Here is a 22,172-nt window from a genome sequence, read left to right on the forward strand (position 1 = left end):
CCACCCCACCACATCGGGCCGGGACCGGGGCAGACATTTTCGGCTGCGCGGCGCGCCCGACTGCGGCTGTGGGCTGCGCGCCCGAGGAGGGCCCGGGGGAGCGCCGGGCCGCGCGGCAGACGCAGCCGCGCGGCTACCGGGTCACGGGGTGACGGGTGCGCCCAGGGTGTCGGAGGTGACCGGAGCGCCCCCGACAACCGGGCCGGTAGGGGCGTCGGCCGATTCGAGGAGGGCCTCGCGGAGGGCTTCGATCTCGGCTTCGGTGAAGCCGAGATGGTCGGTGACGTACGTGTGCAGGGAGCCGTACGTCTTCGCCAGGTCCGCCAGGAACAGCTCCATCACCTCCGCCGGTGCGCGGCCGAAGGCCGGCCAGCGGGGCGTCGCGCCGTCGTGTTCGGCCTGCCAGTCGGCGAGCAACCGGGCCGTGGCCAGCTCGGTCAGCGCGAAGTCGGCGACGATGTCCTCGTCGGGGACGCCGAGCAGGGCCAGGACCAGAGCGGCGATCAGGCCGGTGCGGTCCTTGCCGGAGGCGCAGTGGAAGACCACCGGCGCGGATTCGGCCGCCGCGATCACCGCGAGCGCCTCGCGGATCTCACGCACGCCGTCCTCGGCGACCTCGGCGAACCTGGCCGCCAGGTACGGGCCGGGCAGTACGTCCTCGGCCAAGTCGGGCTGGTTGTACGGGCGGTGCTCGATGCTGAGGTTGTGGTAGGTCAACGACTCGTGGGCCGGGACACGACCTCGGTACGCGATCTCCTGGGGGTAGCGCAGGTCGATCACCGTGCGGACCCCGATCGCCAGGAACGTCTCCCAGTCCGCGCCTTCGAGCTTGCCGAGCGAGTCGGAGCGGTACAGCGCGCCCCAACGCACCGTGCGGCCGTCGGCGGTCCGGTATCCGCCCATGTCGCGGAAGTTGTGCAGGCGGGCGAAGTCGACGTGGCGTCGCGTCGGTTGGTTCATCGCATGATCCTATGTCGACCTACCGATCGACGCCCCGCCCCGTGCACCCGCCCAGCACCGAGGCAACCTCCGCCCACCTTCCACGCTGCGCGCCCGCAACTTCCATCGGCGCCTGCCCGGCGCCCACGCCACTGCCGCCCGCCCCTGTTCGGCGCCCGCGCGACCTCTGCCCGCCGTTCGGCCGGGCTGCGCGATCTCCGGCCGCTGCCCCGAGCCGCTCGGTTTTCGTTCCGGGCTCCTGTTGCTTCCGTTCAGCACCTTGCGTTCGTGGGCTCCGCGCACCCCCGACTCGACTCGTGGCAGGCGCGGGGAACGGTGTGGGATGTGGCAGGCTCGTGGGTCCACACCCCGCGATCCGAAAGCAGGACCATGTCCGGCATTGACCACCTCGCCCAGGCCGACCAAGCTATGCGCGAGGGACGCATGGATGCCGCCGTCAAGCTCTACCTCGACGCCGCCGATTCCGGCGTGCCCGAGGCTCGGCGCAAGGCCGGCGAGCTGATGTTCGCGGGAGGTGACGAGACCGCCGAGGCGATCCTGCGGGAGGCGTTGGCGGAGGGGGACGCCGAGGCGGTGGACGCGCTCAGCGAGCTGCTGGAGGTCACCGGCCGGGCGGACGCCGCCGTCGATCTGCTGATCGATCGGCATCGGCTCGGCGAGACGCAGTGGGCGCTGCCGATCGCCAACCTGCTGGCGGACGCGCTGGACGAGCCCGAGGCGGCCGAGCGCTGGTACACCTCCGCGCTCGAAGCCGGTGACCCCGACGCGCCGAACGACTTCGCCGCCTTCCTCCAGGACTTCGACCGCGACGCGGAGGCGGAGGCGCTGCTGCGTCCGCCGGCCGAGGCGGGCGACGAGTTCGCGATGGCCAACCTCGGCCGGCTGCTGCTCAACGGCGACGCGATCGAGGACGGCATCGCGTGGCTGACCCGGGCGGTCGAGGCGGGCCAGGAGGACGCGCTGGTCGACCTCGGCGACGCCGAACTCGACGCGGGTCGGTTGCACGCCGCGCGTGAGCACATCCGGCGGGCGCTCGACTCGGGCATCGACGGCTCGCGCCTGCTGTACGCGCACCTGCTGGACCGCGAGGGCGCGGACCGGAGCGAGGTCGAGGCGGCCTACCGCGCGGCGGTCGAGGCGGGCGACGTGGAGGTCGAGGGATGAGGCGGGCGGCGCTCGGGGTGACCGTGGCCGCACTGATAGCCGTCGGCGCGTGCGGCCCGGCCGACGACGGGGATGCCAAGGCCGAGCCGTCCGCGACGCCGTCGCCCACGCAGCCGGCCCGGCCCGGCGAGATCCGCGACCCCAAGGCGCACGTGTCGTACGTGCTGCCCCAGGGCTGGTACGCCAAGCCACCGGACACCGTGGTCGGCCTGTACTCCTCGGTCGCCTCCACGGTCGATCCCAAGGCCACCGACCCCACCGCCAAGCCCACCGCCGACCCGAAGAACCCGCTCGGGACGTTCATGGTCGGCGTGGTGGACACCAAGGTGTACGTGGCCAAACCGCGCTCGATGCCGGAGATGGCCGAGACCGTGGGCCGGACCCAGCTCGAACTGATCTACCCGGCCAAGGCCCAGGACTCGGTCCGCTCCAGCGAGGCGGCCCGACTCGACGGCCGCAACGCGTGGTTGATGGACATCGAGTGCGCGCCCGAGGACAAGAAGGTGGCGCCGTTCCGGCTGCGGGTCACCGTGATCGACACCGGGGCGGTACCGATCTACATGTTGTCCTCGGCCCCGAGCAGCGCCACCGAACGGTTCGCCGAGATCGAGTCGATCGAGCGGTCGGTCCGGTTCTGACCGATCGTGCCCCGCAGGCCCTTTCCGGACCTGCGGGGCACGACCACCCGCCGCGCCCGCAACCCCGCCGCACCCACCCGCCGCGCCCGCCACCTGGGCACCATCACTCCGCAGAGTGGATCCGCACGCCCCAGACGCGCCCATCGCCTCGCCCGACGCGCGCCGTTCCACGCCCATTCACGCCTGCCCGGCACGCCCGACCCATTCCGTGATTTCGCCACCGCTCCGCCACCGCCCGCTTCCGTCGTATCGTCGGTAAGGTGGCCGTGACCTGCGGATTCGGTGAACTGCCGGGCGCCGATGGCCGGTTGACGTGATACGTGCGGGTTGTCCGATCCGAATCGCGGTTTTCTTTGCCAAGCGATCCGCCCGGAAGGCGCTCGGATTCGGTAACTTCCAAGTGGTTCACCGATCTTGCCGCGGTTCCTACCGGATCGCGGACGTTCGGCGACCGATAATCGCAGTTCGGGCCCGTTTCCAGGGTGTATTCGATCACGGTGCTCTCGGCAGCCCGACCGACCGGAGGGGGAGACGTGGCCACCACCGTGTCCAGAACGCGCTCGACTGTGCGACTCGTGTCGAAACCGCAGACCGTCTCCGCCGCCCGCGCGCATGTGCGGCGTTTCTGCGAGCGGGTCGGCTTCGAATCCGACGACCCGGTCCGCGTCACCTCCGAGCTGGCCTCGAACGCCGTCGAACACGCCGGCGACTACGGCGACTACGAGGTCTCCGCGTCGTTGCACGGCCGGGTGTTGTGGGTGGAGGTACTCGACTGTCTGCCGTGCTCGTTGCCCTCTCCCGTCGAGGTACTGGAGGACGCCGAGGCCGGCCGCGGCCTGCTCGTGGTCGCCGCGCTCACCCAGCGGTTCAAGGTGGAGCTGCGCAGCAGTGGCCGCAAGGCGGTGTGTGCCGGCTTCGAGGAGGACTGAGCGCTCCCGATACGGTCGGACGCGTACCGGCGCACAGCGCCCATCGACGTGTCGTGACGCGGGAGGACGGGGCTCGGATGGTGTTCGGCAGGCGCAGGGGGCAACCCGATGCGGTGCGACCCCCGACGACACCGGGTGACGCGACACCCGACGCGGACGCGCCGACGAGGGTCGACCCGACCGACTGGCGGAGCGTGAGCGCGTTCACCTACGGCCCGCTCGCCTCGTCCCCCGCACGCGCCGCCGCGAAGTCCGCGCTCGATACGAAGGTCGGCATCCGCGTCCTCCGGGGCGGTGGGTCGGGCGCCTTCTTCACCCCGTGTGCGTTCGCCGGCGACGACCGCCGCTCGCTCCACCTGCCGGACGGCGACCTGCTCTGCACTGTGGACGCCGCCGAGACGATCGACGGCGTACGCCACGACCGGGTCCGGGCCGCCGACGGCGAACCGGTCGGCACCATTCGCCGGATCCCGCCCGCCCGTCGGCCGCTCAAGCACACGTGGCGGATCGACCAACCCGGCCGGCCCGAGATCGTCGGCCGCAACCTCTTCACCACGAGCGATCCACGCAGGTTGGCCGCGCACACGGCGGACACCGCGCTCAGCCTCACCTTCGACACCCTGCTCTCCGGCCCCGACGGTTCACTCGGCCCGGTCCGCCCACGTGTGCTGGGCTGGAAGGCCGCCGGCGAACTCGTGATGACCACGGACGGCCGCCGGCTACCGGTCCGTGTCCTGGTTCCCTGGGTGGACCGTCGTCTGGCCTTCGCCTTCGCCATGCTCGGCGACGAGTGAGAGCGGCGGAGGGCGATCCGCGCATCCGAGTCCGGCGAACGCCCCGACGCCCGGGCTCGCCGCAGGCGGATACGCGGCGAGCCCGGGCGTCGGACCGGCGGAACGGGTTCGGGTCGGGCGGCGCCGACGGCCGAAGGTGGGTGGGCGGTTATTCGGTCGCGCCCGCCGTCGGCTCCAGCACGCCGAAGATCACCAGGCCCAGGACGACCAGGCCCAGCGCCACCCGGTAGGCGACGAACACCGTGAAGCTGTGCGTGCTGATGTACTTCAGGAACCACGCGATCGCCGCGTAGCCGACCACGAACGCGACCACGGTGGCCAGGATCGTCGGCCCCCACGCCGGTGCCGGACCCTCGCCGATCTTGAACAACTCCAGGCCACCCGAGGCCAGCACGGCCGGAATGGCCAGCAGGAACGAGTAGCGCGCCGCAACCTCGCGCCGGTAGCCCATCAGCAGACCCGCCGTGACCGTACCGCCCGAACGCGAGACGCCGGGGATGAGCGCGAGCGACTGTGCGAAGCCGTAGATCAACGACTCCTTGCCGTTGAGCTTGTCCATCCCCCGGTTGTTCAGCGCCATCCGGTCCGCGACCAGCAGGATCAGACCGAACACGATCAGCGTCGTGCCGATCAGCCGCAGGTCGCGGAACGTGGTCTCGATGGTGTCCTGGAACACCAGGCCCAGGACCCCGATCGGCAACGTGCCGACGATGATGTACCAGCCCATGCGCGCGTCGAGTTCACCGCGCAGGGACGGGGTGTACAGCGACTTCACCCAGGTGCCGATGATGTTGCCGATGTCCTTGCGGAAATAGATCAGGACGGCGGTCTCCGTCCCGATCTGGGTCACGGCGGTGAACGCCGAGCCCGGGTCCTCCCAGCCGGCGAACGCCGACACGATGCGCAGATGCGCGCTGGAGGAGATCGGCAGGAACTCGGTGAGCCCCTGGACCAAGCCGAGTACAACGGCCTCGAACCAACCGATCACCGGACGACTCCGAGGGACGAAAGAGGGATGCGGATCATGCCGGCAACGGTAGCGGCGGTCCACGGTGCGTCAGGTGGACATCACATGGCCGAAGTTGGACGGAACGGTAACGGCCGAACCGCCGATACGAATCCCCTGCCTGGTGGGCCGGGTGCGCCCCCGCCGGCGCGTCACCGCGTACCGGCTCGTCGCCCGACGCCGGGCGCCGGCCCGCGCGCCGATCGTCGATAACGTCGGCCCGGTGCCGCGCCGGTCGGAGGTCGAGCATCGGCCCCGAGGCGCGTGATGCCCGGCGGTGGGCAGGGGTGGCGGGCAGGGATGGTGGGCGCTGATAAGGGTTTGCCCGGGAGTGGGTGCGATCGAAATCCTGGTGGCATGAGCGATCAGGGCGCTGTCGAGACCCCGTCCACCCCGCCGACCGCGTCGTCGCCTCCCGAGGCCGCCGGCGTCCGGATGGCCTGGGAGGCCGCGCCGGCCGGACTGCGGGCCGCCGTCGAGGCACGGCTCGGCGCCCCGGTCACCCGCGCCGTGACCCAGCGCGGCGGATTCTCCCCCGGCGTCGCCGCCCGCGTCGAACTCGCGGACGGCCGGCGCGCGTTCGTCAAGGCCGTCGGGGCCGAGGCCAACCCCGACGCCCCCGATCTGCACCGCGCCGAGGCCCGGATCACCGCCGCGCTGCCGGCCGCCGTCCCCGTACCGCGCCTGCTCGCCGAGGTCGACCTGGACGGCTGGGTCGCGTTGGCGTTCGAGGACGTCGACGGGCACACCCCGGCCCAGCCGTGGCGCCCCGAGGACCTCGAACGTGTCCTGACCGCCCAGCGCGAACTCACCGCCGCGCTGGATCCGTCCCCCGTCGAGGTACCCCCGGTGGTCGACGCGTTCGGCCGCACCTTCGGGGCCTGGACACGCGGCGTGGACCCCGAGTCGTTCGGGCCGTGGACGCGTGCCCACCTGGACCGGCTCGCCGCGCACGAGGCGCACTGGCCGAGCGCCGCCGAGGGAACCGCGCTCGTGCACTGCGACCTGCGGGCGGACAACATTCTGCTCACCCCGGACCGGGTGGTGTTCGTCGATTGGCCGTGGGCGGTCCGCGGCGCCGCGTGGTTCGACGTGGTCCTGATGGCGCCGAGCGTGATCATGCACAACGGCGAGCCGGCCGTCGACCTGATCGAGGCCCACCTGGCGGCCCGAGGGGTGGACCCGGACCGGATCACCGCCGTACTGGCCGCCGCCGCCGGATTCTTCGCCGCGAGCTGCCTGCGGCCCGCCCCGCCCGGGCTGCCGACGCTGCGTCCGTTCCAACGGGCCCAGGCACACGGTGCACTGCTGTGGTTGCGGCGACGTCTGAGGTGAGCGGTGTCGGACGGGCGGTGTTGGGTAGCTTGCTCACGACGATCGGCGGGTGGGAGGGACGAGCATGGGTGTCGACTATGCGGACGGTGTGCTCCGGGTGGAGCGGACCTGGCCGCCACCGGGCGTGCGCCTGCTCGGCGAGGTCGACCTGGACAACTGTGCGCACGTGCGTTCGGCCCTGGTCGAGCAGACCGCCGGCGGCACCGGTGATTTCTACGTGGACGTGTCTTCGCTGCGCTTCATCGACGTCGCCGGCATACGTACGTTGGTCGAGGCCGCGGTGCGGATCCAGCCGGGGAGGCGCCTGGTCGTGCATCGTGCGTCCGAGGAACTGTGTGTGCTCGTTCGGCTCGCCGGATGGGACCGGGTCCCGGGTTTGGTATTGGAGAAGGTGAAGACCCGATGACGACGGCGACGATGTTCCGGCACGACGCCTTGCTCTACGCGGGCATCGAAGAGTTCGTCGAGCGCACCGCCGACTTCGTCCGGGCCGGCCTGGCCGCCGACGAGGCGGTCGGCGTCGCGGTGATCGAACCGCGGGCCGGCGCGCTGCGCGACGAACTGGGCGCGGACGCCGACCGGGTGGCCTGGATCGACATGGAGCGGGTGGGCCGCAATCCGGCCCGGATCATCCCGGTCTGGCAGGACTGGACGGAGCGCAACGGGGCCCGCGTGTTCCGCGGCATCGGCGAGCCGATCTGGGCCGGCCGGTCCGCCCAGGAGATCGTCGAGTGCCGACACCACGAGGCGCTGCTCAACCTCGCGTTCGACGACCTGGCCTGGCAGCTCCTGTGTCCGTACGACGTCTCCGCACTCGACCGGGAAGTGATCGACGGCGTACGGCAGTCGCATCCGCGGGTGCTGACCGGTGCGGTCGAGCGGGACGGGATACAGCTCGCCGCGACGGACTTCGCCGCGACCCTGATCGGCCCGGAGCTGCCGGCGGTGCCCCGGCACGCCGACCGCCTGGCGTTCCGCTCCGGCGAACTGGCCGAGGTGCGCTCGCTGGTCCGCCGCGCCATGGCCGACGCGTCGCGGGCGCAGGTCAACCACGCGATCCTGGCGGTGAGCGAGATCGCGGGCAACAGCATCGTGCACGGCGGTGGCCGCGGCACGGTCGCGGTCTGGACCGAGGGCGCCTCGTTCGTCTGCGAGATCCGCGACGCCGGTCACATCGTCGACCCGCTCGCCGGCCGCCACCGCCCCACGCCCGAGCAGGACGGCGGCCGCGGGTTGTGGATGGCCAACCAGATCTGCGACCTCGTGCAAATCCGCTCGACGGAGGCAACGGGCACGACGGTCCGGTTGCGGCTGGCGCGCTAGGCATCCGGCCCCGGCTGGTCTCGGTGGGAGCGGCGGGGAGGCGCCTCGCCCGCCGCCGGGCCGGGCTTCGTGCACCGGCCTCGCCCGCCGGATCGCGACGAACCGAGGGCGGCGGCACCGGACGGCCCGGTGGCGCCGCCCTCGTGTGGGTGCCCGGCGTTACTCGGCGGGGGTGGTGTCGGGGCCCTGGGTGCGGATGCGTTCGACGGTTTCCAGGGACTCGCGCAGGTCGGTGAGCCAGGTGTCGGTGTTGCGTTGCACGAGGCGTACGCACCAGGCCAGCGCGTCGCTGCGGCTGCGGGCGACGCCGCCGGCGACCAGGGTGTCCAGGACCTGGCGTTCGGGCTGGCGCAGCCGGGTCATCACCGGCACGGAGACCGTGGTGTACAGGGCCCGGGTGCCGCCGCATTCCACGCCCCAGGAGACCTTGCGGCCGAAGCGACGCTCGGCCTCGCGGGCCACGGCCATCCGGTCCTCGCGGGTACGTTCGCGGAATTCGGCGATCCGGCCGTCCCGCGCCGCGTCGCGTTCGTCGGTGGAGACGTCGTCGGCGAGATCCGGCTCGGGGATGCGACCGATCACGGTGATCTCCTCGCGATCGACGATCACGTCGACGAGCGCGGTGAACAGTGCCTCGGGGAGGCGTCCGGTGAACCAGCCTCGGACTGCTTCCTGCTTCGTTGTAATCATGTAATTCAACTTACGCCGATGTGGCTCGAAGGCAAGGAGGTCCGCCCACAGCGGAATCCGGCGCGACGAGCCGGGCGCCGACCCGTGGCCGAGGGGTGTGGGTGGCGCCGGGTAGCTTGGGGCGCATGACGATCGAGGGTGTTGCCGCGCGGATGTCGGCGGGGAGTCTGACCGCGCTCGCCGGGCTGCATGTGGCGTGGGGGCTGGGGTCGTCGTGGCCGCTGCCCGATCGGGAGTCGTTGTCGGACGCGGTGGTCGGACGGGGGAGCGTGCCCGGGCCGGCGGCGTGCTTCGCCGTCGCGGGGGCGCTGGGCGCGGCGGCGCTGTTGGTCGCGGGCCGACCGAGGAGTCGGCCGGCGGTGGCTCGGCTCGGGGCGTTCGGGGTGGCCGGCGTACTGGGTCTGCGTGGGGTGCTCGGCCTGGCCGGGCGCACCGATCTCGCGTCGCCGGGATCGTCCTCGGTGCGCTTTCGCCGATTGGACCGGGTGGCCTACTCACCGCTGTGCCTCGCGCTCGCGGCCGGTTCGGCGGTTGCGGCCGGCGGGAGTGGGCGATGAATCGGCTCGGGCTGGTGGCGGTGGTGGTGCGGGACTACGACGAGGCCATCGCGTTCTACACCGGCGCCCTCGGGTTCGACCTGCGCGAGGACACCCCGATGGAGGACGGCAAGCGGTGGGTCGTGGTCGCGCCGCCGGGCACGGGGCCGAACGAGGCGGCGGTGCTGCTGGCCCGGGCCGTGGACGAGGAGCAGCGCTCCCGGGTGGGGGATCAGACCGGTGGGCGGGTCGGACTGTTCCTGTACACCGACGACTTCGCCCGGGAGCACGCCCGGATGCTCGCCGCCGGCGTGATCTTCGAGGAGCCGCCGCGGCAGGAGAAGTACGGCGTCGTCGCGGTCTTCCGCGACCTCTACGGCAATCGCTGGGACCTGATCGAGCGCACCGGCCCGCTGTCGCGCTGAACGACGGCCCGCGCCACCGGCCCGGCACGAACACGCCGGCGCCACCGGCCCCGCAGGACGCCCCGGCTACTGCGCCAGCCAGATCGCCCACCACAGGAAGCCCACGCCCGCGATCGTGCACAGCAGGGTCGAGCCCGAGGGGTGTGGGCTGTGCGCTTCGGGGAGGATGTCGGCGGTGGCGAGGTAGAGCAGGAAGCCCGCGAAGAAGCCCAGGTAGAGGCCGAGGGCGTGTTCCGGGATGGTGAAGGCGAGCGTGATGGCCGCGCCCGTCACCGGCGCCAGGGCGTCCGCCCCCAGCAGGGCCAGCGCCCGGCGGCGGTCGTTGCCGTACAGGCGGGTGACCGTGTAGGTGTTGAAGCCGTCCGCGAAGTCGTGCGCCACCACCGCGATCGCCACCGTGGTGCCCACCGTCGTACCGGCCTGGAAGGCCGCGCCGATCGCGAAGCCGTCCATCACGCTGTGCCCCACCAGCGCGGCGGCGGCGGTCAGGCCGATGCCCTTGGCCCGTCCGTCCGCGCCCACGGTCGGGGCGTGCTGGTGTGCGTGTGGCGCGTACTCGCCCTCGTGCCCCCGGTGGATCGCCACCGAGCGCTCGATCACGTGCAGGACCAGGAAGCCGAGGACGAACATCAACAACGCCTCGGGCACGCCGGCCAGCCGTTCGCCGGCCGCGGCCAGCGCCTCGGGCAACAGGTCGAAGGCGACCACACCGAGCATCAGCCCGGCGGCGAAGCCCAGGACGAGGTGTCGGCGATCGCCGATGCGCTGCGCCACCCAACCGCCGAGCAGGGTCATCAAGAAGGCGCCGGCGGCGACCAGTACGGCGGTCATGCCCGTGGCTGCCCGGAACCCGGCGGCTGCATTCGCGACGGCGTCATCGATCAATCGTCGGCCGGCGGATGGGCGAACGCGCCGGTGGCTGCGCCGTACGAGTGAGCCTCCGCACCGCGCCCGGCGCACGCCGGTGCGATGACCGCGGGCGACGGCAAGTCGGTTGCCATCGAGCCGAGTCGATCACCCGTACGCCGCGAAAGCGGCGATCGCACACGCACCGTACCCGGGCCGTCCACGCTCGGCGACAAACGGGACTTCCACCATGAAACCCAGGTGTCTCGACCCGATATTCAGGCGCCAAGGCGCGACGTCCGCCGTATTCTGGTGCCGGCTGCCGCTACGACCCCGCCCGGCACGCATGCCGATGGCCGGGTCCCAGGCGAGCCGTACTCCGTGACATCCCGCCGCCGCGCGACTTCGGCGACCCGGTAAGGCGCGCGGCGTGTGGGCGACCCATGCAGGTACGCAACGGGGAGAACGGAACGATGAATATGAAGGTAGGCGACAAGGTCACGGCGAAGCAGTCACTCGGCGGCTTCACCAAGCAGACCGTCCCGGTAGGCGCACCGGGAGTGGTCGTGCGCACCACGATGGGCCGTGCGGACGTGTGCTTCACGCTGCGCGGCGTGGCCGGCGGCTTCCGTACGGTCGAGGTATCGGTCGACCCCGGCGCGCTCGCCAAGGTCTGACCGACCGACAGCCCGATCCCGATCCGACATCCACCCACCATCGCGTTCCCCGCCACGGGCTCCCCGTGACGGGGAACGTTCGCGCTCCCGACCGGGTGCGCGATTCCCACTCGTCACCTCCGCTCCCCGTTCCCCTTGCGCCGCAAGCGCTGCAAGATGTCGGTGGATATTCCTGCACAGCCCTCGCTCGCCGTAGGAGTTGGAGGAATAGTGAGCCGAACCGCGCACCGTCCCCGCCGCCGGCTGCCGGCCGCGGTGGTCGCCGTCGTGGCCGCCCTGTCGTTGTCGTTCCTGGTCCCACCCGCCGCGGAAGCGCACCCGAACCACCCGGGCCGCGAACCCGGTTGCGATCCGATCGACCCGGCCGCGTGTCTCCTGCCGTTCCCGAACAACTGGTACACGCAGGCCGATCGGCACACCGACACCGGACGCCGGGTCGCGTTCACGGCGGCGATGATGCCGCACGGCGCCACGCCCGACGCCTGGAACCGCAACGACGGCTTCTCGCCCGGCTCGACGCTGATCACCCGGATCCCCGGCGTCGACCTCGGTCGCAGCGGCGCGGCGCCGGTCACCGACGTCGGCGCATCGCTCGCCCGGAACGCGCCGATCGTCATCGTGGACACCGAGACCGGCGAACGCTGGCCCCACTGGGCCGAACTCGACGCCAACGCCACGGACCCGACCCGCCGAGCGTTATTGGTGCACCCGGCCAGGAACTTCGTCCCCGGCCACCGCTACGTCGTCGGCCTGCGCAACCTGCGCGACGCGGACGGACGGGTGATCGCCGCGCCGGAGACCTTCGCCCGGATCGCGGGCCGGACCCTGCCGCGCCGCGACCCATCGGCCGCTCGGCAGGCGCAACTGCGCCCGGCGCTGGATCGCCTCGATCGCGCCGGCATCGAGCGTCGCGACCTGTACCTGGCCTGGGACTTCACCGTCGCGAGTGAGCGAAACCTCACCGCCGGCATGCTCCGAATGCGCGACGACGCGTTCGGCCGACTCGGGGACCGGGCGCCGCAGTTCACCGTGACCGGAGTGAAGAACCCGACTCCGGAGCAGGATTCGCGGATCGCCCGCGAGGTCACCGGCACGGTCACCGTACCCAGCTACCTGAACCGCCCCGGCGGTCCCACCGGTTCCACCCTCAACCTCGGCCGGGACGGGCTGCCGCGACAGTTGCCCGGGAACACCCAGGCGGCGCAGTTCCGTTGCGAGATCCCGCGGGTCGCGTTCGACCGGCCATCGCAGGCATCGTTGTACGGACACGGCCTGCTCGGCAGCAACAACGAGGTGGGCGGCGGGAACGTCAAGGCGATGGCCGCCGAGCACGACATCACCTTCTGTGCCACCAAGTGGATCGGCATGGCGGACGAGGACCTGCCCACCGTGGCCCGCGCCCTGGCCGACCCGGGCAGCTTCGGCGCTGTGCCGGACCGCACCCAACAGGGCTTCCTGAACGCGCTGTTCCTGGGCCGGGGGATGATCCACGAACAGGGCTTCGGCGCCGACCCGGCGTTTCGGACCGACGACGGGCGGCCGTTGATCGACACCGCCAAGGGCCTGGTCTACGACGGCAACAGCCAGGGCGGCATTCTCGGCGGGTCGCTGCTCGCGGTGTCCCAGGACGCGAAGCGTGGTGTGCTCGGGGTGACCGGGATGAACTACAGCGTCCTGCTCAACCGCAGCTCCGACTTCGGGCCGTACGGACGGATCCTGGACGCCGGTTTCCCGGACAAGCTCGATCAGCAGGTGGTGTTGTCGCTGTTCCAGATGTTGTGGGATCGGGGCGAGACGAACGGCTACGCGAGCGGCCTGGACCGCAGTCCGCTGCCGCGTACACCGCGCCACCAGGTGCTCATGCAGATCGCGTTCGGCGACCACCAGGTCTCCACGGTGACCGCCGAGACCGAGGCGCGCACGATCGGGGCGCGCATCCACGAGCCCGCGATCGCGCCCGGGCGCAACCCCGACCGGGATCCCTACTGGGGGATTCGACCGCTGCCGCGCGAGCCTTACCGGGGGTCCGCGCTGGTGGTCTGGGACAGCGGGTCGCCCGCGCCGCCGGTGAGCAATACGCCGCCGATCGGACCCGAGTACGGGCGTGATCCGCACTCGGACCCGCGCAACTCGCCGGTGGCCCGCCGACAGAAGGCGGAATTCCTGGCCACCGGTCGGGTCGTGGACGTGTGCGGCGGCGCGCCGTGCACGGCACCTGCGGGATAGGCCCGGTTCGGGCGCCCGTTCGTGTGAGGGTGTGGGTTCCGGCCGCGTCCGGCGCCGGAACCGACACCAACCGAGGGAGCACCCATGTCCTCCGCATCCGACGCCGTATCCGGCGCCGCATTCGATGCCGACTCCACGTTCGACTCCGTTTCCGATTCCGTTTCCGACTCCGCTTCCCGCTCCGCGTCCGAGACCCGGGGCGGTCCCACCGTTTCCGCGGCGCGGCTCGATCCGCCGGAACTGGCCCGGGTGATGGGGCTCGTGCCGCATGCCGAAGGGGGCTGGTACCGGGAGACCTGGCGCAGCCGGGTGAATGTGACCCCGCCCGGATACCCGGGCTCGCGGGAGACCGCGAGCGCCATCTACTACCTGCTCTGCCCGGGCGAGGAGTCCATCTGGCATGTCGTCAGGTCCGCCGAGGTGTGGCTCTGGCATCGCGGCGGACCGCTCGAACTGCGCCTGGGCGGCGACGGCACGACGCCCGAGGCCCGGCCGCGCCGGGTGATTCTCGGCCCGGACGTGGAGGCGGGCGAGCAGCCGCAGGTGGTGATTCCGCCGGGGGTGTGGCAGGCGGCTCGGCCGGCGGCCGGGGAGGCGGTGCTGGTGTCGTGCGTGGTCTCGCCCGCGTTCTCGTTCGAGGACTTTCGGACGCTGTGAGCCGGCGGCGGGTCGCCGATACTACGGTGGCGACCCGGGACCAAGCGGGCGCGGGCTGTCAGGGAGTACGACGTGAGCGATGCACAGACCGACTACGCCGATTCCGTGGTGTCGGCATGGTCGGCGGTACTGCCGGACGTGGAGGCGTCCTCGGTGGGCTTCGTGGTGCGCCTGCATCAGGCGATGATCGCGATGGAGGACTTCGACCGGCGCAGCATCGGCGCGTTGGGGCTGACCGCGCCGGAGTACATGGTGCTGGTCGTCCTCGCGACCCGGCCGGATCGGCCGGGTCTGACGCTGCGTGAGCTGCAACCGCTGGTGATGTACTCGTCGGGCGGGATGACGCACTGCGTGGACCGGCTCGCCCGCAAGGACCTGATCGAGCGCCGGCCCAACCCCGAGGACGGCCGCTCGGTCCTGGTCTGCCTCACCGAGTCGGGGCGCGAGGGCGCGCGGGCGGCGATGCGCGCGCGGATCGACGCGCTCGACGGGTTGCTGAAGCCGATCGCGGAGGCGGACCGGGACGTGGTCGACAAGGCGCTGCGGATCCTCGCCTCGGCGTTGGGCGCGCCCGGGTAGGGCTGCGCGAAAAGCGTTCGTCGGTGGGCCGGGGCGGTCCGGTGGGCGGCCCCGGCCCACGCCGAGGGGCGGCCGGGTCAGGCGTCGGCGGCGCGGTGGCGGGCGCGGAAGCTTGCCGCCTTGGCGCGATTTCCGCAGGCCCGCATGTCGCACCAGCGCCGGCTGCCGTGCCGGGACGAGTCGACGTACAGGCGGGTGCACGTCGGCGCCTCGCATTCGCGGACGTGCGCCGCGTCCGCGCCGCCGAACAGGACGACCGCCGAGCGCGCGACCGTGGCCAGGACGGCGGCGATGTCGCCGGTACGCCGTACCCGACCGTCGGCGGCCAGCGCCACCGTGACCGGAGCGCCGGCGGCGAGGTCGTTCAGCGTCGCGCGATCACGCGCGCCGTGCCCCTGCGCCGTGTCCCGGGCGCACGCGAGCCGGTACAGCGCTTCGCGCAGCTCGATCGTGGTCGCCAGTGCGTCCTCGTCGACGGGCGGCGCGGTGTCCACGAGGCCGGCGGCGACCGCCCACGCCCCGAGCGCGGCCGGCGTGTCCAGCAGGTCGCGGGGTTCGGTGCGGCGCTTTTGCAGTGTTCCGACCAGGTCGAGCGCGAGGTCGCCGCCGATGAAGGTGAAGGTCACCCCGCCAGCATAACCGGATTGACAGGTTACGACTGGGCGCGCCATGGTGAGTAACCGGATTGGGTAGTTACTCGCTCGATGCTGTGACCCGGGAGGGACCTCGATGACCACCGCACGCACGGCACATGCCGCACACGCCGGAAGCGGAAGCACCGAAAGCGGCGGGACCGGCGGAGATACCGGAAGCGGCGGAAGCAGCGGGAGTCCCGGAACCGCGTCGGAGGCCGGAGGCGGCGCAGGTGCCGCCCCCCGGTCCGTCGCCGGCGTGCAGTCGCCCGATTCGGGCGACCGGGGCGCGCGAGCCGCCGTGGTCGGCAAGGCGATACCGCCCGTGTTCGTGCTGCTGTGGAGCAGCGCGTTCATCGTCGGAGCGATCGGCGTGGACGCCGCGCCGCCGCTCCTGCTGACCTTCGCCCGATTCGCGCTCGCCGGGTTGTTGCTCGGCGCGTTCGCGCTCGCGGTTCGCGCGCCGTGGCCGCGCGGGCGTCGACTCGGCCACGTCATGGTGGCCGGACTGCTCTTCCAGGCGCTGCAGTTCGGCGCGTTGTACACGGCGCTCTCGATGGGGCTACCCGCTGCGGTGGTGGCTCTCGTGCAGGGGCTCAATCCGGTGCTGATCGCGCTCCTGGCCGGGCGCTTCCTCGGCGAGCGGGTGAGTGTGCGGCAGTGGCTGGGCTTCGGCCTGGGCACGCTCGGCGTGATTCTCGCGGTCGCGGATCCCGGCCGGCTGTCGGTCCCGGCGCTGGTCCTGGCCGTGCTGGGGCTGCTCGGGTTGAGCGCGGGCACCGTGTACCAGAAGCGCTACGTGCACGACGTCGACCTGCGCACCGGTACGGCGGTGCAGTTCCTGGTCAGCGCGCCGTTCATCGGGCTGGCTTCGTTGTTGTTCGAGACGCCGCACGTGAGCGCGTGGGGGCCGTTCGTGGGCACGCTCGGGTGGATGGTGCTGGTCAATTCGATCGGCGTGTTCACGTTGCTCAATCTGATGTTGCGGCAATCCTCGGCGAGCCGGGTCGGCACGCTGTTCTTCCTGACCCCGGCCGCCACGGCGATCCTCGCGTGGCTCCTGCTCGACCAGGCGCTGCGACCGGCCGCGCTCGCCGGGATCGTGATCGGCGGGATCGGCGTACTTCTGGCCAATCGGCGATAGCGGCCCGTCGCGCGTACGGCGACCGGCCGCCATCCATGCTCCGCCGTCGGCCCCGATCGGCCGCGTCAGCCCGCCAGTTCCGCGACCGCCCGGACGACCTCCGGCCAGGCCGCCGAGAGCGGGTCGACCGGCTCGAAGTGGCCGACGCCGGCCAACACCCGCAACGGCGCGCCCGATACCGCCGCGAAGGTCCGACCCAGGGCGATCGGCACCTGTTCGTCGGCGTCGCCGTGCAGCAGGATCAGCCCCCGCCCGACCACGCCGCCCGTCGCCAACCGCGTCGGGTCCGCCTGGGCCAGTACCGCCTCGGAGCGGTCCTCGCCCAGGAACTCCGCCGCCGCCCCGTCGTCCAGGTCCAGGTCCAGGGCCGCGTCCAGATCCAGTACGCCCGCCAACGACACCACGCCCGCGAGCGGCGGCGCCGCCGGCAACCGGCCCGCGCCACCCGCCGGCACCCGATCGCGCAGCGCCGCCCAGACCGCCAGGTGTCCGCCCGCCGAGTGCCCCAGCAGGACCACGGGCCGATCGGCCTCCGCGCACAGCAGATCCAGCGCGGCGGCGACATCCTCGAACGTGCCGGGCAGGCCGCCCCCCGGTTGCCCGGCACGGCGATACTCGATGCCGGCGACCGCGTAGCCGTCGGCCGCCAGCGCTACGCACATCGGATATGTGTACTTGCGGTCGTACTCGGCCCGCCAATATCCGCCGTGCACGACCACCACGAGCGCGCGCGGGTCGGCCGTCGGTTGCCAGAGGTCGACGAGTTGATCCGCCGCCGGTCCGTACCGCAGCGTGCGATCGGGCCCGGCGGCCGGGCGCGTGAGGATGTCGCGGGAAGCACTCATCCGAACATTCTCCCGGGACCCGGGCCCGGCTCGGCGTCGACCCACCCGGCCACGCGAGACCGGCCCTCACGCGGGACCGGCTCGGTGACCCGCTTCGGGCGGTCCGCGTCCACGCCGGGGCGAGGGTGCCGCCACGAACCGACGAAGGCCAACCACCGTGCCACGCCCTTCGGTTCGCGCGACTGCTCGATGTCGGCGACCGGATGCCGGGTGGTGTTCGTTCTCGGGCCGGATGTCCGGTGCGCGTGGGACCGCTCGGTTCGGGTCGTGCGCTGTCGGGCGCGGCACCCGGACACCTTCGACGGAACCCCGGCACCTCGCGACGGAATCGGTGGTTGCCTGCAGCGGCGGCCCCGAAGGGGACTAGAGTCCCGGGCGGCACATCTCGAGGGGGGAACTCGCACATGCGCATATCGGCTTTTCGCATGCCGAAAACCGGGTCGGTCCTGCGTCCCGGAGTCGCCACGGCGACACTGGCGGTCACGTTGACCCTGACCCTGAGCGGTTGCGGTGGGGACGACGGGGGGTCCGACAGCCCCAAGCCGTCGCCGAGCGGTGGTACGGCGTCCGCCACGGCGCCGGCGACATCCGCACCGGTGACGTCCGCGCCGCCGAGTTCGGCGCCGCCGTCCACCCAGGCCGCGACCAGTGCGCCGCCGACGACCACGCGCCCGAGCACTCCGGCGCCGGGCACGAGCGGTGGCACCAGCGGAAGCGGCAGCAACGGCGGCTCTGCGGTGGGCGGTTCGTCGTCCGGGGGCTCGTCCGGTACCGGGACGTCGGGCGGTGACCCGGGCGCCGGCAGCAGCACGAGCGACGGCAGCAGCACCGGCGGTGGCGGCCCGGCGTACTACAAGAACTGCACCGCCGTCCGGGCCGCGGGCGCTGCGCCGATCCACCGCGGCGACCCCGGCTACGGCAAACACCTGGACCGCGACGGAGACGGAGTCGGCTGCGAGTAGCGCGGGGGTCCGGCCGCCGTGGGGGAGGGGCGCAAGGGAGGGGATTCCCCGCTGCGGCGGCCGGTGGTCCGGTCTGGAGTCCCTCGAAACTCGACCACGGGGGCGTGTATGCGAGGCGGACGGAAACCGGGTATTCGGACGGGCGCGACGGCTGTGGCCGGGGTGTTGGCGGGTGTCCTGATCCTGTCGGGCTGTGGCGGTGACGGCAAGAAGACGACGAAGCCGCCGGGAATATCGCTCACGGAGAGCGCGACGGCCGGCCCGACGCCCACGTCGACCTCGACGCGACTGTGGCCTCTGCTGCCGGGAGCCACCTCCGGCGGCGGGTCGCGTTCGTCTTCGACCGCAGGTTCCTCGTCGGGTTCTTCGTCCGGTTCCTTGTCCGGTTCCACGTCCGGTAGTTCGTCGGGAACGAGCGGCGGGGTCGGTGGGGTTTCGTCGCGGGGCTCGTCCGGTGGCTCGAAGGGTGGGTCGTCGAGCGGTTCGTCCGGAGGTTCGAAGGGCGGTGGTTCGCGCGGTGGGCGCTGAGGCCCACGACGATCCGTCCCGAACCCGCCGACCGCCTTCGCGTAGGTCGGTCCGACACGGCAGGATGTGATCCGGCGCGGGGGGCGGACGGGTGCAGGGCGGAAGGGCGATAGCGTGGCGAGTCGGCGGAGCACCGGCGTGCTGGGGGCATGGGCCGAGCTGCAGCGGCAACAACAACGGCAACGCGAGGCCGAGTTGCGGGTGCACCAGCAACAACTCAGGGCCGACGAACGCAACCGGCGCGAGGCGCAGAAGGCCGCCGCGCGGGCCGACCGCGAGGCGCAGCGCGCCTATCAACAGTCCCGCGAGGCCGAAGTGGTTCGCCGGACCGCCGAGATCGAGGATCGGGTCGCCGAACTGCAAGGCGTGCTGCGGGCCCGGCTGAGTGCGCCGGGCTTTCGGATCGAGCGGTTGCGCAGCGCCGTGGAGATCCCACCGTTCCAACCCGGTGAACTGTCTCGGCCGATCCCGATGCCGGACCCGGCGCGCTATCAGCCGGCCGCGCCGTCGGGGCTGGGCAGCTTCGCGCCCGGCGCCCAGTCGCGCTACGAGCAGGACCGGGCGCAGGCGCAGGCGCGCTACGCCCACGACCTGCGGGCCGCGCAGGCCGCCGAATACGAGCGGCAGCAGCGATACAACGACTACCACCGGCAGTTCGAGGACTGGGCGAACGGGCAGCGGGCGCTGGCCGCGCAGCGCAACCAACAGGTGGACGACCTCGTGCGGCGGCTCGCGGCGCGCGATCCCGAGGCGATCGAGGACTACTTCGAGGGCGTCCTGCTGGCGTCGCCGGATTGGCCCGAGGGCTTCTCCGACCATTCGACGGTGGCCTTCGACGCCGTCGCACGGCAGTTGGTGGTCGACCACGAACTGCCGACCACCGAGGTGGTGCCGGCCGTGGCGCGCGTGCGCTACGTGAAGACCGACGACCAGGAGAAGGAGGTCGCGCGCACCGCGACCGACCGACGGACGATCCACCGCGACGTGCTGGCGCAGAGCGCGATCCGGATCCTGGCCGAGGTCTTCTTCGCCGACCACGAGAGCATCCTCGATTCGGTGGTGCTCAACGGCTTCGTCCAGGCGGTGAATCCGGCCACCGGTCGACACGGGCGCACGTACCTGCTCACGGTGACCGCGCAGGCCGGGGAGTTTCGGCAGATCAGCCTCGATCGGGTGGACGCGGTCGCGTGTCTGGAGGCGATGAGCGGGACCCTGTCCGCGCGTCCGGATCGGCCCACCCCGGTACAGCCGATCCGGCTCGCGGACAGCGTCGCGTCGGCGCCGACCCCGGCGCCGGCACCGACCATCACCCCGGCGCCCGCGCGTGCCGGCGACGACGACCCGGACCTGTTCGTGATGGACCCGATCGAGTTCGAGAACCTGATCGCCGAACTCTTCAAGCGCATGGGCATGCAGGTCGAGACCACCGCGCGCAGCGGCGACCAGGGGGTGGACGTGGTCGCGGTGGATCCGGACCCGATCCGCGGCGGCAAGATCGTCGTGCAGGTCAAGCGCTACCGCAACACGGTCCCGCCCACGGCGGTGCGGGACCTGGCCGGCACGGTGCAACACCACGGCGCGAACAAGGGTTTGCTGGTGACCACCTCCGGGTTCGGGCCCGGCAGCCACGAGTTCATCCGGAACAAGCCGCTGGGCCTGATCACCGGCCCCGAACTGGTCGGCCTGCTCGGACAACACGGCCTGCGCGGTCGGCTCGGCCCCGGTGCGGGCGGCACCGCGCCGGCCGCGCCCGGCAGCCGGATCCTGGTGCAACTCGCGTGGGAACCGGGCAACGCGCCGGCCCTGGACCCGTGCGCCTTCGTCTGTCGTCGTGGCCGAGTGCTCGGCGACGAACACTTCGTGTTCTTCAACAACCCGGCCAGCCCCGAAGGCGCGGTCCGGATCGGCGACGGCGTGGCCTTCCTGGTCGACCTGACCCTGCTGCCCCGCGAGGCCGACCGCCTGGTCCTGGCCGCCGCCGTCGACCAGGAACGCGCCCCCAACGGCGACCTGGCCGCCCTCCGCGGAGCCAGGCTCACCCGCCTCGACCAGGCCGACGGCCGCCGGCTCGGCGACAACCCGGTCCCCACCCGCCGCCCGGGCGAAACCGCCATGGTCCTGGGCGCATTCGTCCGCACCGACGACACCTGGACCTTCTCCCCCACCACCAACGGCTTCCGCAACGGCCTCCTGGGCGTCGCCGAGTCCCACGGGGTGGAGGTGGAGTAGGGCTCCTCGGGGCCCAACGCCACCGCCACGCATGGGACATAGGGGGCGGATCGGCTCGGATCGGCTCGGATCGGTTTGGGCTGGATCGGCTCGGATCGGATCGGGACGCGGATGTCGGGGCCGGCAGCCGGGCGGGACGGCGGGTCATGGGCGCGGCGAGCCGGTGGGGCGGAGGCGTGGGCGCAGCGGGGCCGGTGGACCAAGTTGCAGACGTGGCGAGCCGACGGGCGGAGTTGTGGGCACAGGCGGCCGACCGGCCTGGTCGCGGGCGCAGCGGGCCGGCGGAACGAAGCCGTGGGCGCAGCAGACAGGCCGACCGGAGTTGTGGGCGCGGCGAGCCGGTGGCCGGAGTCGTGGACACGGCGGGTAGGCCGACGCGAGTCGCGAGTGTGGGGGTCGGCGGCGTGGGGTCGCGAGCGTAGTGATCCGGTGAGCCGGAGTCGCAGGCTCAGCGTACGGGCTGACGCAATTCGTAGGCGGAGCGAGCCGGTGGGGGGAGTTCTGGAGGGGGTGGGTAGGCCGACGCGAGTCGCGAGTGTGGGGAGTTGGCGGCGTCGGGTCGCGAGCGTAGTGATCCGGTGAGCCGGAGTCGCAAGCTCAGCGTACGGGCTGACGCAAGTCGCAAGCGGAGTGAGCCGGTGGGGGGAGTTCTGGAGGGGGCGGGTAGGCCGACGCGAGTCGCGAGTGTGGGGAGTTGGCGGCGTGGGGTCGCGAGCGTAGTGATCCGGTGAGCCGGAGTCGCAGGCTCAGCGTACGGGCTGACGCAAGTCGCAAGCGGAGTGAGCCGGTGGGGGGAGTCGTGGGCGCGGCGAGCCGGTGGCCGGTGTCGTGGACGGGGGCGGGTAGGCCGACCCAAGTCGCAAGTGCAGGGAGCGGTGGGCCGGGGTCGTGAGCGTAGCGAGCAGGGTGGGCGGCTTTCGGCGATGCAGCGCTGCTTTTATTGGGCGCCTTTGGCGCCGGCTCGCGAGGCACCACTTTTTGCTCCCCCGCTGACGCTCCTCCGCAAAAAGTGGCCCCTCGCTCGTGACTTCGTGTCCCTTCGCTTCG

The 22,172-nt window shown here is 72.4% G+C and carries 22 protein-coding genes; 16 read left to right on the top strand and 6 right to left on the bottom strand.

Annotated elements, in window-relative coordinates; genetic code table 11:
- Nucleotides 1-141 precede the first annotated feature (141 nt).
- Nucleotides 142-960: a tyrosine-protein phosphatase gene (locus ACH4U8_RS31550; RefSeq protein WP_395781758.1), complete on the bottom strand. Its 819-nt coding sequence runs from the start codon at nt 958-960 to the stop codon at nt 142-144.
- A 369-nt stretch (nt 961-1,329) separates the two neighbouring features.
- On the opposite strand from ACH4U8_RS31550, the gene ACH4U8_RS31555 reads away from it, so the two are divergent.
- From ACH4U8_RS31555 to ACH4U8_RS31570, 4 genes are all read left to right on the top strand, one after another.
- Complete coding sequence (locus ACH4U8_RS31555; RefSeq protein WP_360315497.1) at nt 1,330-2,124, top strand: hypothetical protein; 795 nt, start codon at nt 1,330-1,332, stop codon at nt 2,122-2,124.
- Nucleotides 2,121-2,762: a hypothetical protein gene (locus ACH4U8_RS31560; protein WP_395781760.1), complete on the top strand. Its 642-nt coding sequence runs from the start codon at nt 2,121-2,123 to the stop codon at nt 2,760-2,762. The genes ACH4U8_RS31555 and ACH4U8_RS31560 overlap by 4 nt, the downstream gene beginning before the upstream one ends.
- 575 nt (nt 2,763-3,337) lie before the next feature.
- Nucleotides 3,338-3,691, top strand: a complete 354-nt coding sequence (locus tag ACH4U8_RS31565; protein ID WP_355529903.1) for an ATP-binding protein — start codon at nt 3,338-3,340, stop codon at nt 3,689-3,691.
- A 194-nt stretch (nt 3,692-3,885) separates the two neighbouring features.
- Nucleotides 3,886-4,485 (top strand): hypothetical protein, encoded by a 600-nt coding sequence (locus ACH4U8_RS31570; RefSeq protein WP_395781762.1) that lies wholly within the window; start codon nt 3,886-3,888, stop codon nt 4,483-4,485.
- Between the two features lie 148 nt (nt 4,486-4,633).
- On the opposite strand, the gene ACH4U8_RS31575 is transcribed toward ACH4U8_RS31570, so the two are convergent.
- A complete protein-coding gene (locus tag ACH4U8_RS31575) occupies nt 4,634-5,470 on the bottom strand; it encodes an undecaprenyl-diphosphate phosphatase (RefSeq protein ID WP_360315634.1) in 837 nt (278 codons plus the stop codon).
- Between the two features lie 378 nt (nt 5,471-5,848).
- Here ACH4U8_RS31575 and ACH4U8_RS31580 point away from each other — a divergent pair, with 378 nt between their 5' ends.
- The 3 genes from ACH4U8_RS31580 (at nt 5,849) to ACH4U8_RS31590 (ending at nt 8,149) form a co-directional block, all read left to right on the top strand.
- Nucleotides 5,849-6,826, top strand: coding sequence for an aminoglycoside phosphotransferase family protein (locus tag ACH4U8_RS31580; protein ID WP_360315491.1), 978 nt, complete (start codon nt 5,849-5,851; stop codon nt 6,824-6,826).
- A gap of 64 nt (nt 6,827-6,890) precedes the next feature.
- Nucleotides 6,891-7,232: an STAS domain-containing protein gene (locus tag ACH4U8_RS31585; RefSeq protein ID WP_395781764.1), complete on the top strand. Its 342-nt coding sequence runs from the start codon at nt 6,891-6,893 to the stop codon at nt 7,230-7,232.
- Nucleotides 7,229-8,149: an anti-sigma factor RsbA family regulatory protein gene (locus tag ACH4U8_RS31590; RefSeq protein WP_360315487.1), complete on the top strand. Its 921-nt coding sequence runs from the start codon at nt 7,229-7,231 to the stop codon at nt 8,147-8,149. The genes ACH4U8_RS31585 and ACH4U8_RS31590 overlap by 4 nt, the downstream gene beginning before the upstream one ends.
- Nucleotides 8,150-8,308: 159 nt before the next feature.
- On the opposite strand, the gene ACH4U8_RS31595 is transcribed toward ACH4U8_RS31590, so the two are convergent.
- Entirely contained in the window at nt 8,309-8,839 is a 531-nt protein-coding gene (locus ACH4U8_RS31595; protein ID WP_360315485.1) for a hypothetical protein, read from the bottom strand.
- A gap of 125 nt (nt 8,840-8,964) precedes the next feature.
- Between ACH4U8_RS31595 and ACH4U8_RS31600 the strand changes: the two genes are divergently transcribed.
- On the top strand, nt 8,965-9,396 hold the full coding sequence (locus ACH4U8_RS31600; RefSeq protein WP_360315483.1) for a DUF3995 domain-containing protein: 432 nt from the start codon (nt 8,965-8,967) through the stop codon (nt 9,394-9,396).
- Nucleotides 9,393-9,800 (top strand): VOC family protein, encoded by a 408-nt coding sequence (locus ACH4U8_RS31605; RefSeq protein WP_360315481.1) that lies wholly within the window; start codon nt 9,393-9,395, stop codon nt 9,798-9,800. Before ACH4U8_RS31600 ends, ACH4U8_RS31605 begins: the two co-directional genes overlap by 4 nt.
- A gap of 66 nt (nt 9,801-9,866) precedes the next feature.
- Here ACH4U8_RS31605 and ACH4U8_RS31610 read toward each other — a convergent pair whose 3' ends face one another.
- The gene (locus tag ACH4U8_RS31610) at nt 9,867-10,631 is read right to left on the bottom strand and encodes a ZIP family metal transporter (RefSeq protein ID WP_360315479.1); all 765 of its coding nucleotides are present in this window, start codon (nt 10,629-10,631) and stop codon (nt 9,867-9,869) included.
- Between the two features lie 488 nt (nt 10,632-11,119).
- Between ACH4U8_RS31610 and ACH4U8_RS31615 the strand changes: the two genes are divergently transcribed.
- The 4 genes from ACH4U8_RS31615 (at nt 11,120) to ACH4U8_RS31630 (ending at nt 14,785) form a co-directional block, all read left to right on the top strand.
- A complete protein-coding gene (locus tag ACH4U8_RS31615; RefSeq protein ID WP_360315477.1) occupies nt 11,120-11,323 on the top strand; it encodes a hypothetical protein in 204 nt (67 codons plus the stop codon).
- Between the two features lie 210 nt (nt 11,324-11,533).
- Nucleotides 11,534-13,549 carry a hypothetical protein gene (locus ACH4U8_RS31620; RefSeq protein ID WP_395781766.1) on the top strand — a complete coding sequence of 672 codons (2,016 nt, stop codon included), beginning with the start codon at nt 11,534-11,536 and terminating at the stop codon, nt 13,547-13,549.
- 84 nt (nt 13,550-13,633) lie between these two features.
- Nucleotides 13,634-14,206: a cupin domain-containing protein gene (locus ACH4U8_RS31625; protein ID WP_395781768.1), complete on the top strand. Its 573-nt coding sequence runs from the start codon at nt 13,634-13,636 to the stop codon at nt 14,204-14,206.
- Between the two features lie 72 nt (nt 14,207-14,278).
- Entirely contained in the window at nt 14,279-14,785 is a 507-nt protein-coding gene (locus ACH4U8_RS31630) for a MarR family transcriptional regulator (RefSeq protein WP_360315471.1), read from the top strand.
- A gap of 77 nt (nt 14,786-14,862) precedes the next feature.
- On the opposite strand, the gene ACH4U8_RS31635 is transcribed toward ACH4U8_RS31630, so the two are convergent.
- On the bottom strand, nt 14,863-15,411 hold the full coding sequence (locus tag ACH4U8_RS31635) for a CGNR zinc finger domain-containing protein (RefSeq protein ID WP_395781770.1): 549 nt from the start codon (nt 15,409-15,411) through the stop codon (nt 14,863-14,865).
- A 265-nt stretch (nt 15,412-15,676) separates the two neighbouring features.
- Between ACH4U8_RS31635 and ACH4U8_RS31640 the strand changes: the two genes are divergently transcribed.
- Nucleotides 15,677-16,561: a DMT family transporter gene (locus ACH4U8_RS31640; protein WP_395781772.1), complete on the top strand. Its 885-nt coding sequence runs from the start codon at nt 15,677-15,679 to the stop codon at nt 16,559-16,561.
- A gap of 65 nt (nt 16,562-16,626) precedes the next feature.
- Here the strand turns inward: ACH4U8_RS31640 and ACH4U8_RS31645 are convergent, their stop codons facing one another.
- Nucleotides 16,627-17,406: an alpha/beta fold hydrolase gene (locus ACH4U8_RS31645; protein ID WP_395781774.1), complete on the bottom strand. Its 780-nt coding sequence runs from the start codon at nt 17,404-17,406 to the stop codon at nt 16,627-16,629.
- Between the two features lie 425 nt (nt 17,407-17,831).
- On the opposite strand from ACH4U8_RS31645, the gene ACH4U8_RS31650 reads away from it, so the two are divergent.
- A complete protein-coding gene (locus ACH4U8_RS31650) occupies nt 17,832-18,368 on the top strand; it encodes an excalibur calcium-binding domain-containing protein (protein ID WP_395781776.1) in 537 nt (178 codons plus the stop codon).
- A gap of 666 nt (nt 18,369-19,034) precedes the next feature.
- Entirely contained in the window at nt 19,035-21,125 is a 2,091-nt protein-coding gene (locus tag ACH4U8_RS31655; RefSeq protein WP_395781778.1) for a restriction endonuclease, read from the top strand.
- Nucleotides 21,126-22,172 lie beyond the last annotated feature (1,047 nt).

Source organism: Embleya sp. NPDC020886, assembly GCF_044333915.1.
In the GTDB taxonomy this organism is placed as follows: domain Bacteria; phylum Actinomycetota; class Actinomycetes; order Streptomycetales; family Streptomycetaceae; genus Embleya.

Excerpts from the sequence above, each read along its gene's own strand:
- ACH4U8_RS31625 (WP_395781768.1), top strand. The coding sequence starts at position 13,634 with ATGTCCTCCGCATCCGACGCCGTATCCGGCGCCGCATTCGATGCCGAC.
- ACH4U8_RS31590 (WP_360315487.1), top strand. The coding sequence starts at position 7,229 with ATGACGACGGCGACGATGTTCCGGCACGACGCCTTGCTCTACGCGGGC.
- ACH4U8_RS31595 (WP_360315485.1), bottom strand. The coding sequence starts at position 8,839 with ATGATTACAACGAAGCAGGAAGCAGTCCGAGGCTGGTTCACCGGACGC.
- ACH4U8_RS31580 (WP_360315491.1), top strand. The coding sequence starts at position 5,849 with ATGAGCGATCAGGGCGCTGTCGAGACCCCGTCCACCCCGCCGACCGCG.
- ACH4U8_RS31605 (WP_360315481.1), top strand. The coding sequence starts at position 9,393 with ATGAATCGGCTCGGGCTGGTGGCGGTGGTGGTGCGGGACTACGACGAG.
- ACH4U8_RS31615 (WP_360315477.1), top strand. The coding sequence starts at position 11,120 with ATGAATATGAAGGTAGGCGACAAGGTCACGGCGAAGCAGTCACTCGGC.
- ACH4U8_RS31645 (WP_395781774.1), bottom strand. The coding sequence starts at position 17,406 with ATGAGTGCTTCCCGCGACATCCTCACGCGCCCGGCCGCCGGGCCCGAT.
- ACH4U8_RS31560 (WP_395781760.1), top strand. The coding sequence starts at position 2,121 with ATGAGGCGGGCGGCGCTCGGGGTGACCGTGGCCGCACTGATAGCCGTC.
- ACH4U8_RS31550 (WP_395781758.1), bottom strand. The coding sequence starts at position 960 with ATGAACCAACCGACGCGACGCCACGTCGACTTCGCCCGCCTGCACAAC.
- ACH4U8_RS31600 (WP_360315483.1), top strand. The coding sequence starts at position 8,965 with ATGACGATCGAGGGTGTTGCCGCGCGGATGTCGGCGGGGAGTCTGACC.
- ACH4U8_RS31610 (WP_360315479.1), bottom strand. The coding sequence starts at position 10,631 with ATGACCGCCGTACTGGTCGCCGCCGGCGCCTTCTTGATGACCCTGCTC.
- ACH4U8_RS31555 (WP_360315497.1), top strand. The coding sequence starts at position 1,330 with ATGTCCGGCATTGACCACCTCGCCCAGGCCGACCAAGCTATGCGCGAG.
- ACH4U8_RS31650 (WP_395781776.1), top strand. The coding sequence starts at position 17,832 with ATGCCGAAAACCGGGTCGGTCCTGCGTCCCGGAGTCGCCACGGCGACA.
- ACH4U8_RS31585 (WP_395781764.1), top strand. The coding sequence starts at position 6,891 with ATGGGTGTCGACTATGCGGACGGTGTGCTCCGGGTGGAGCGGACCTGG.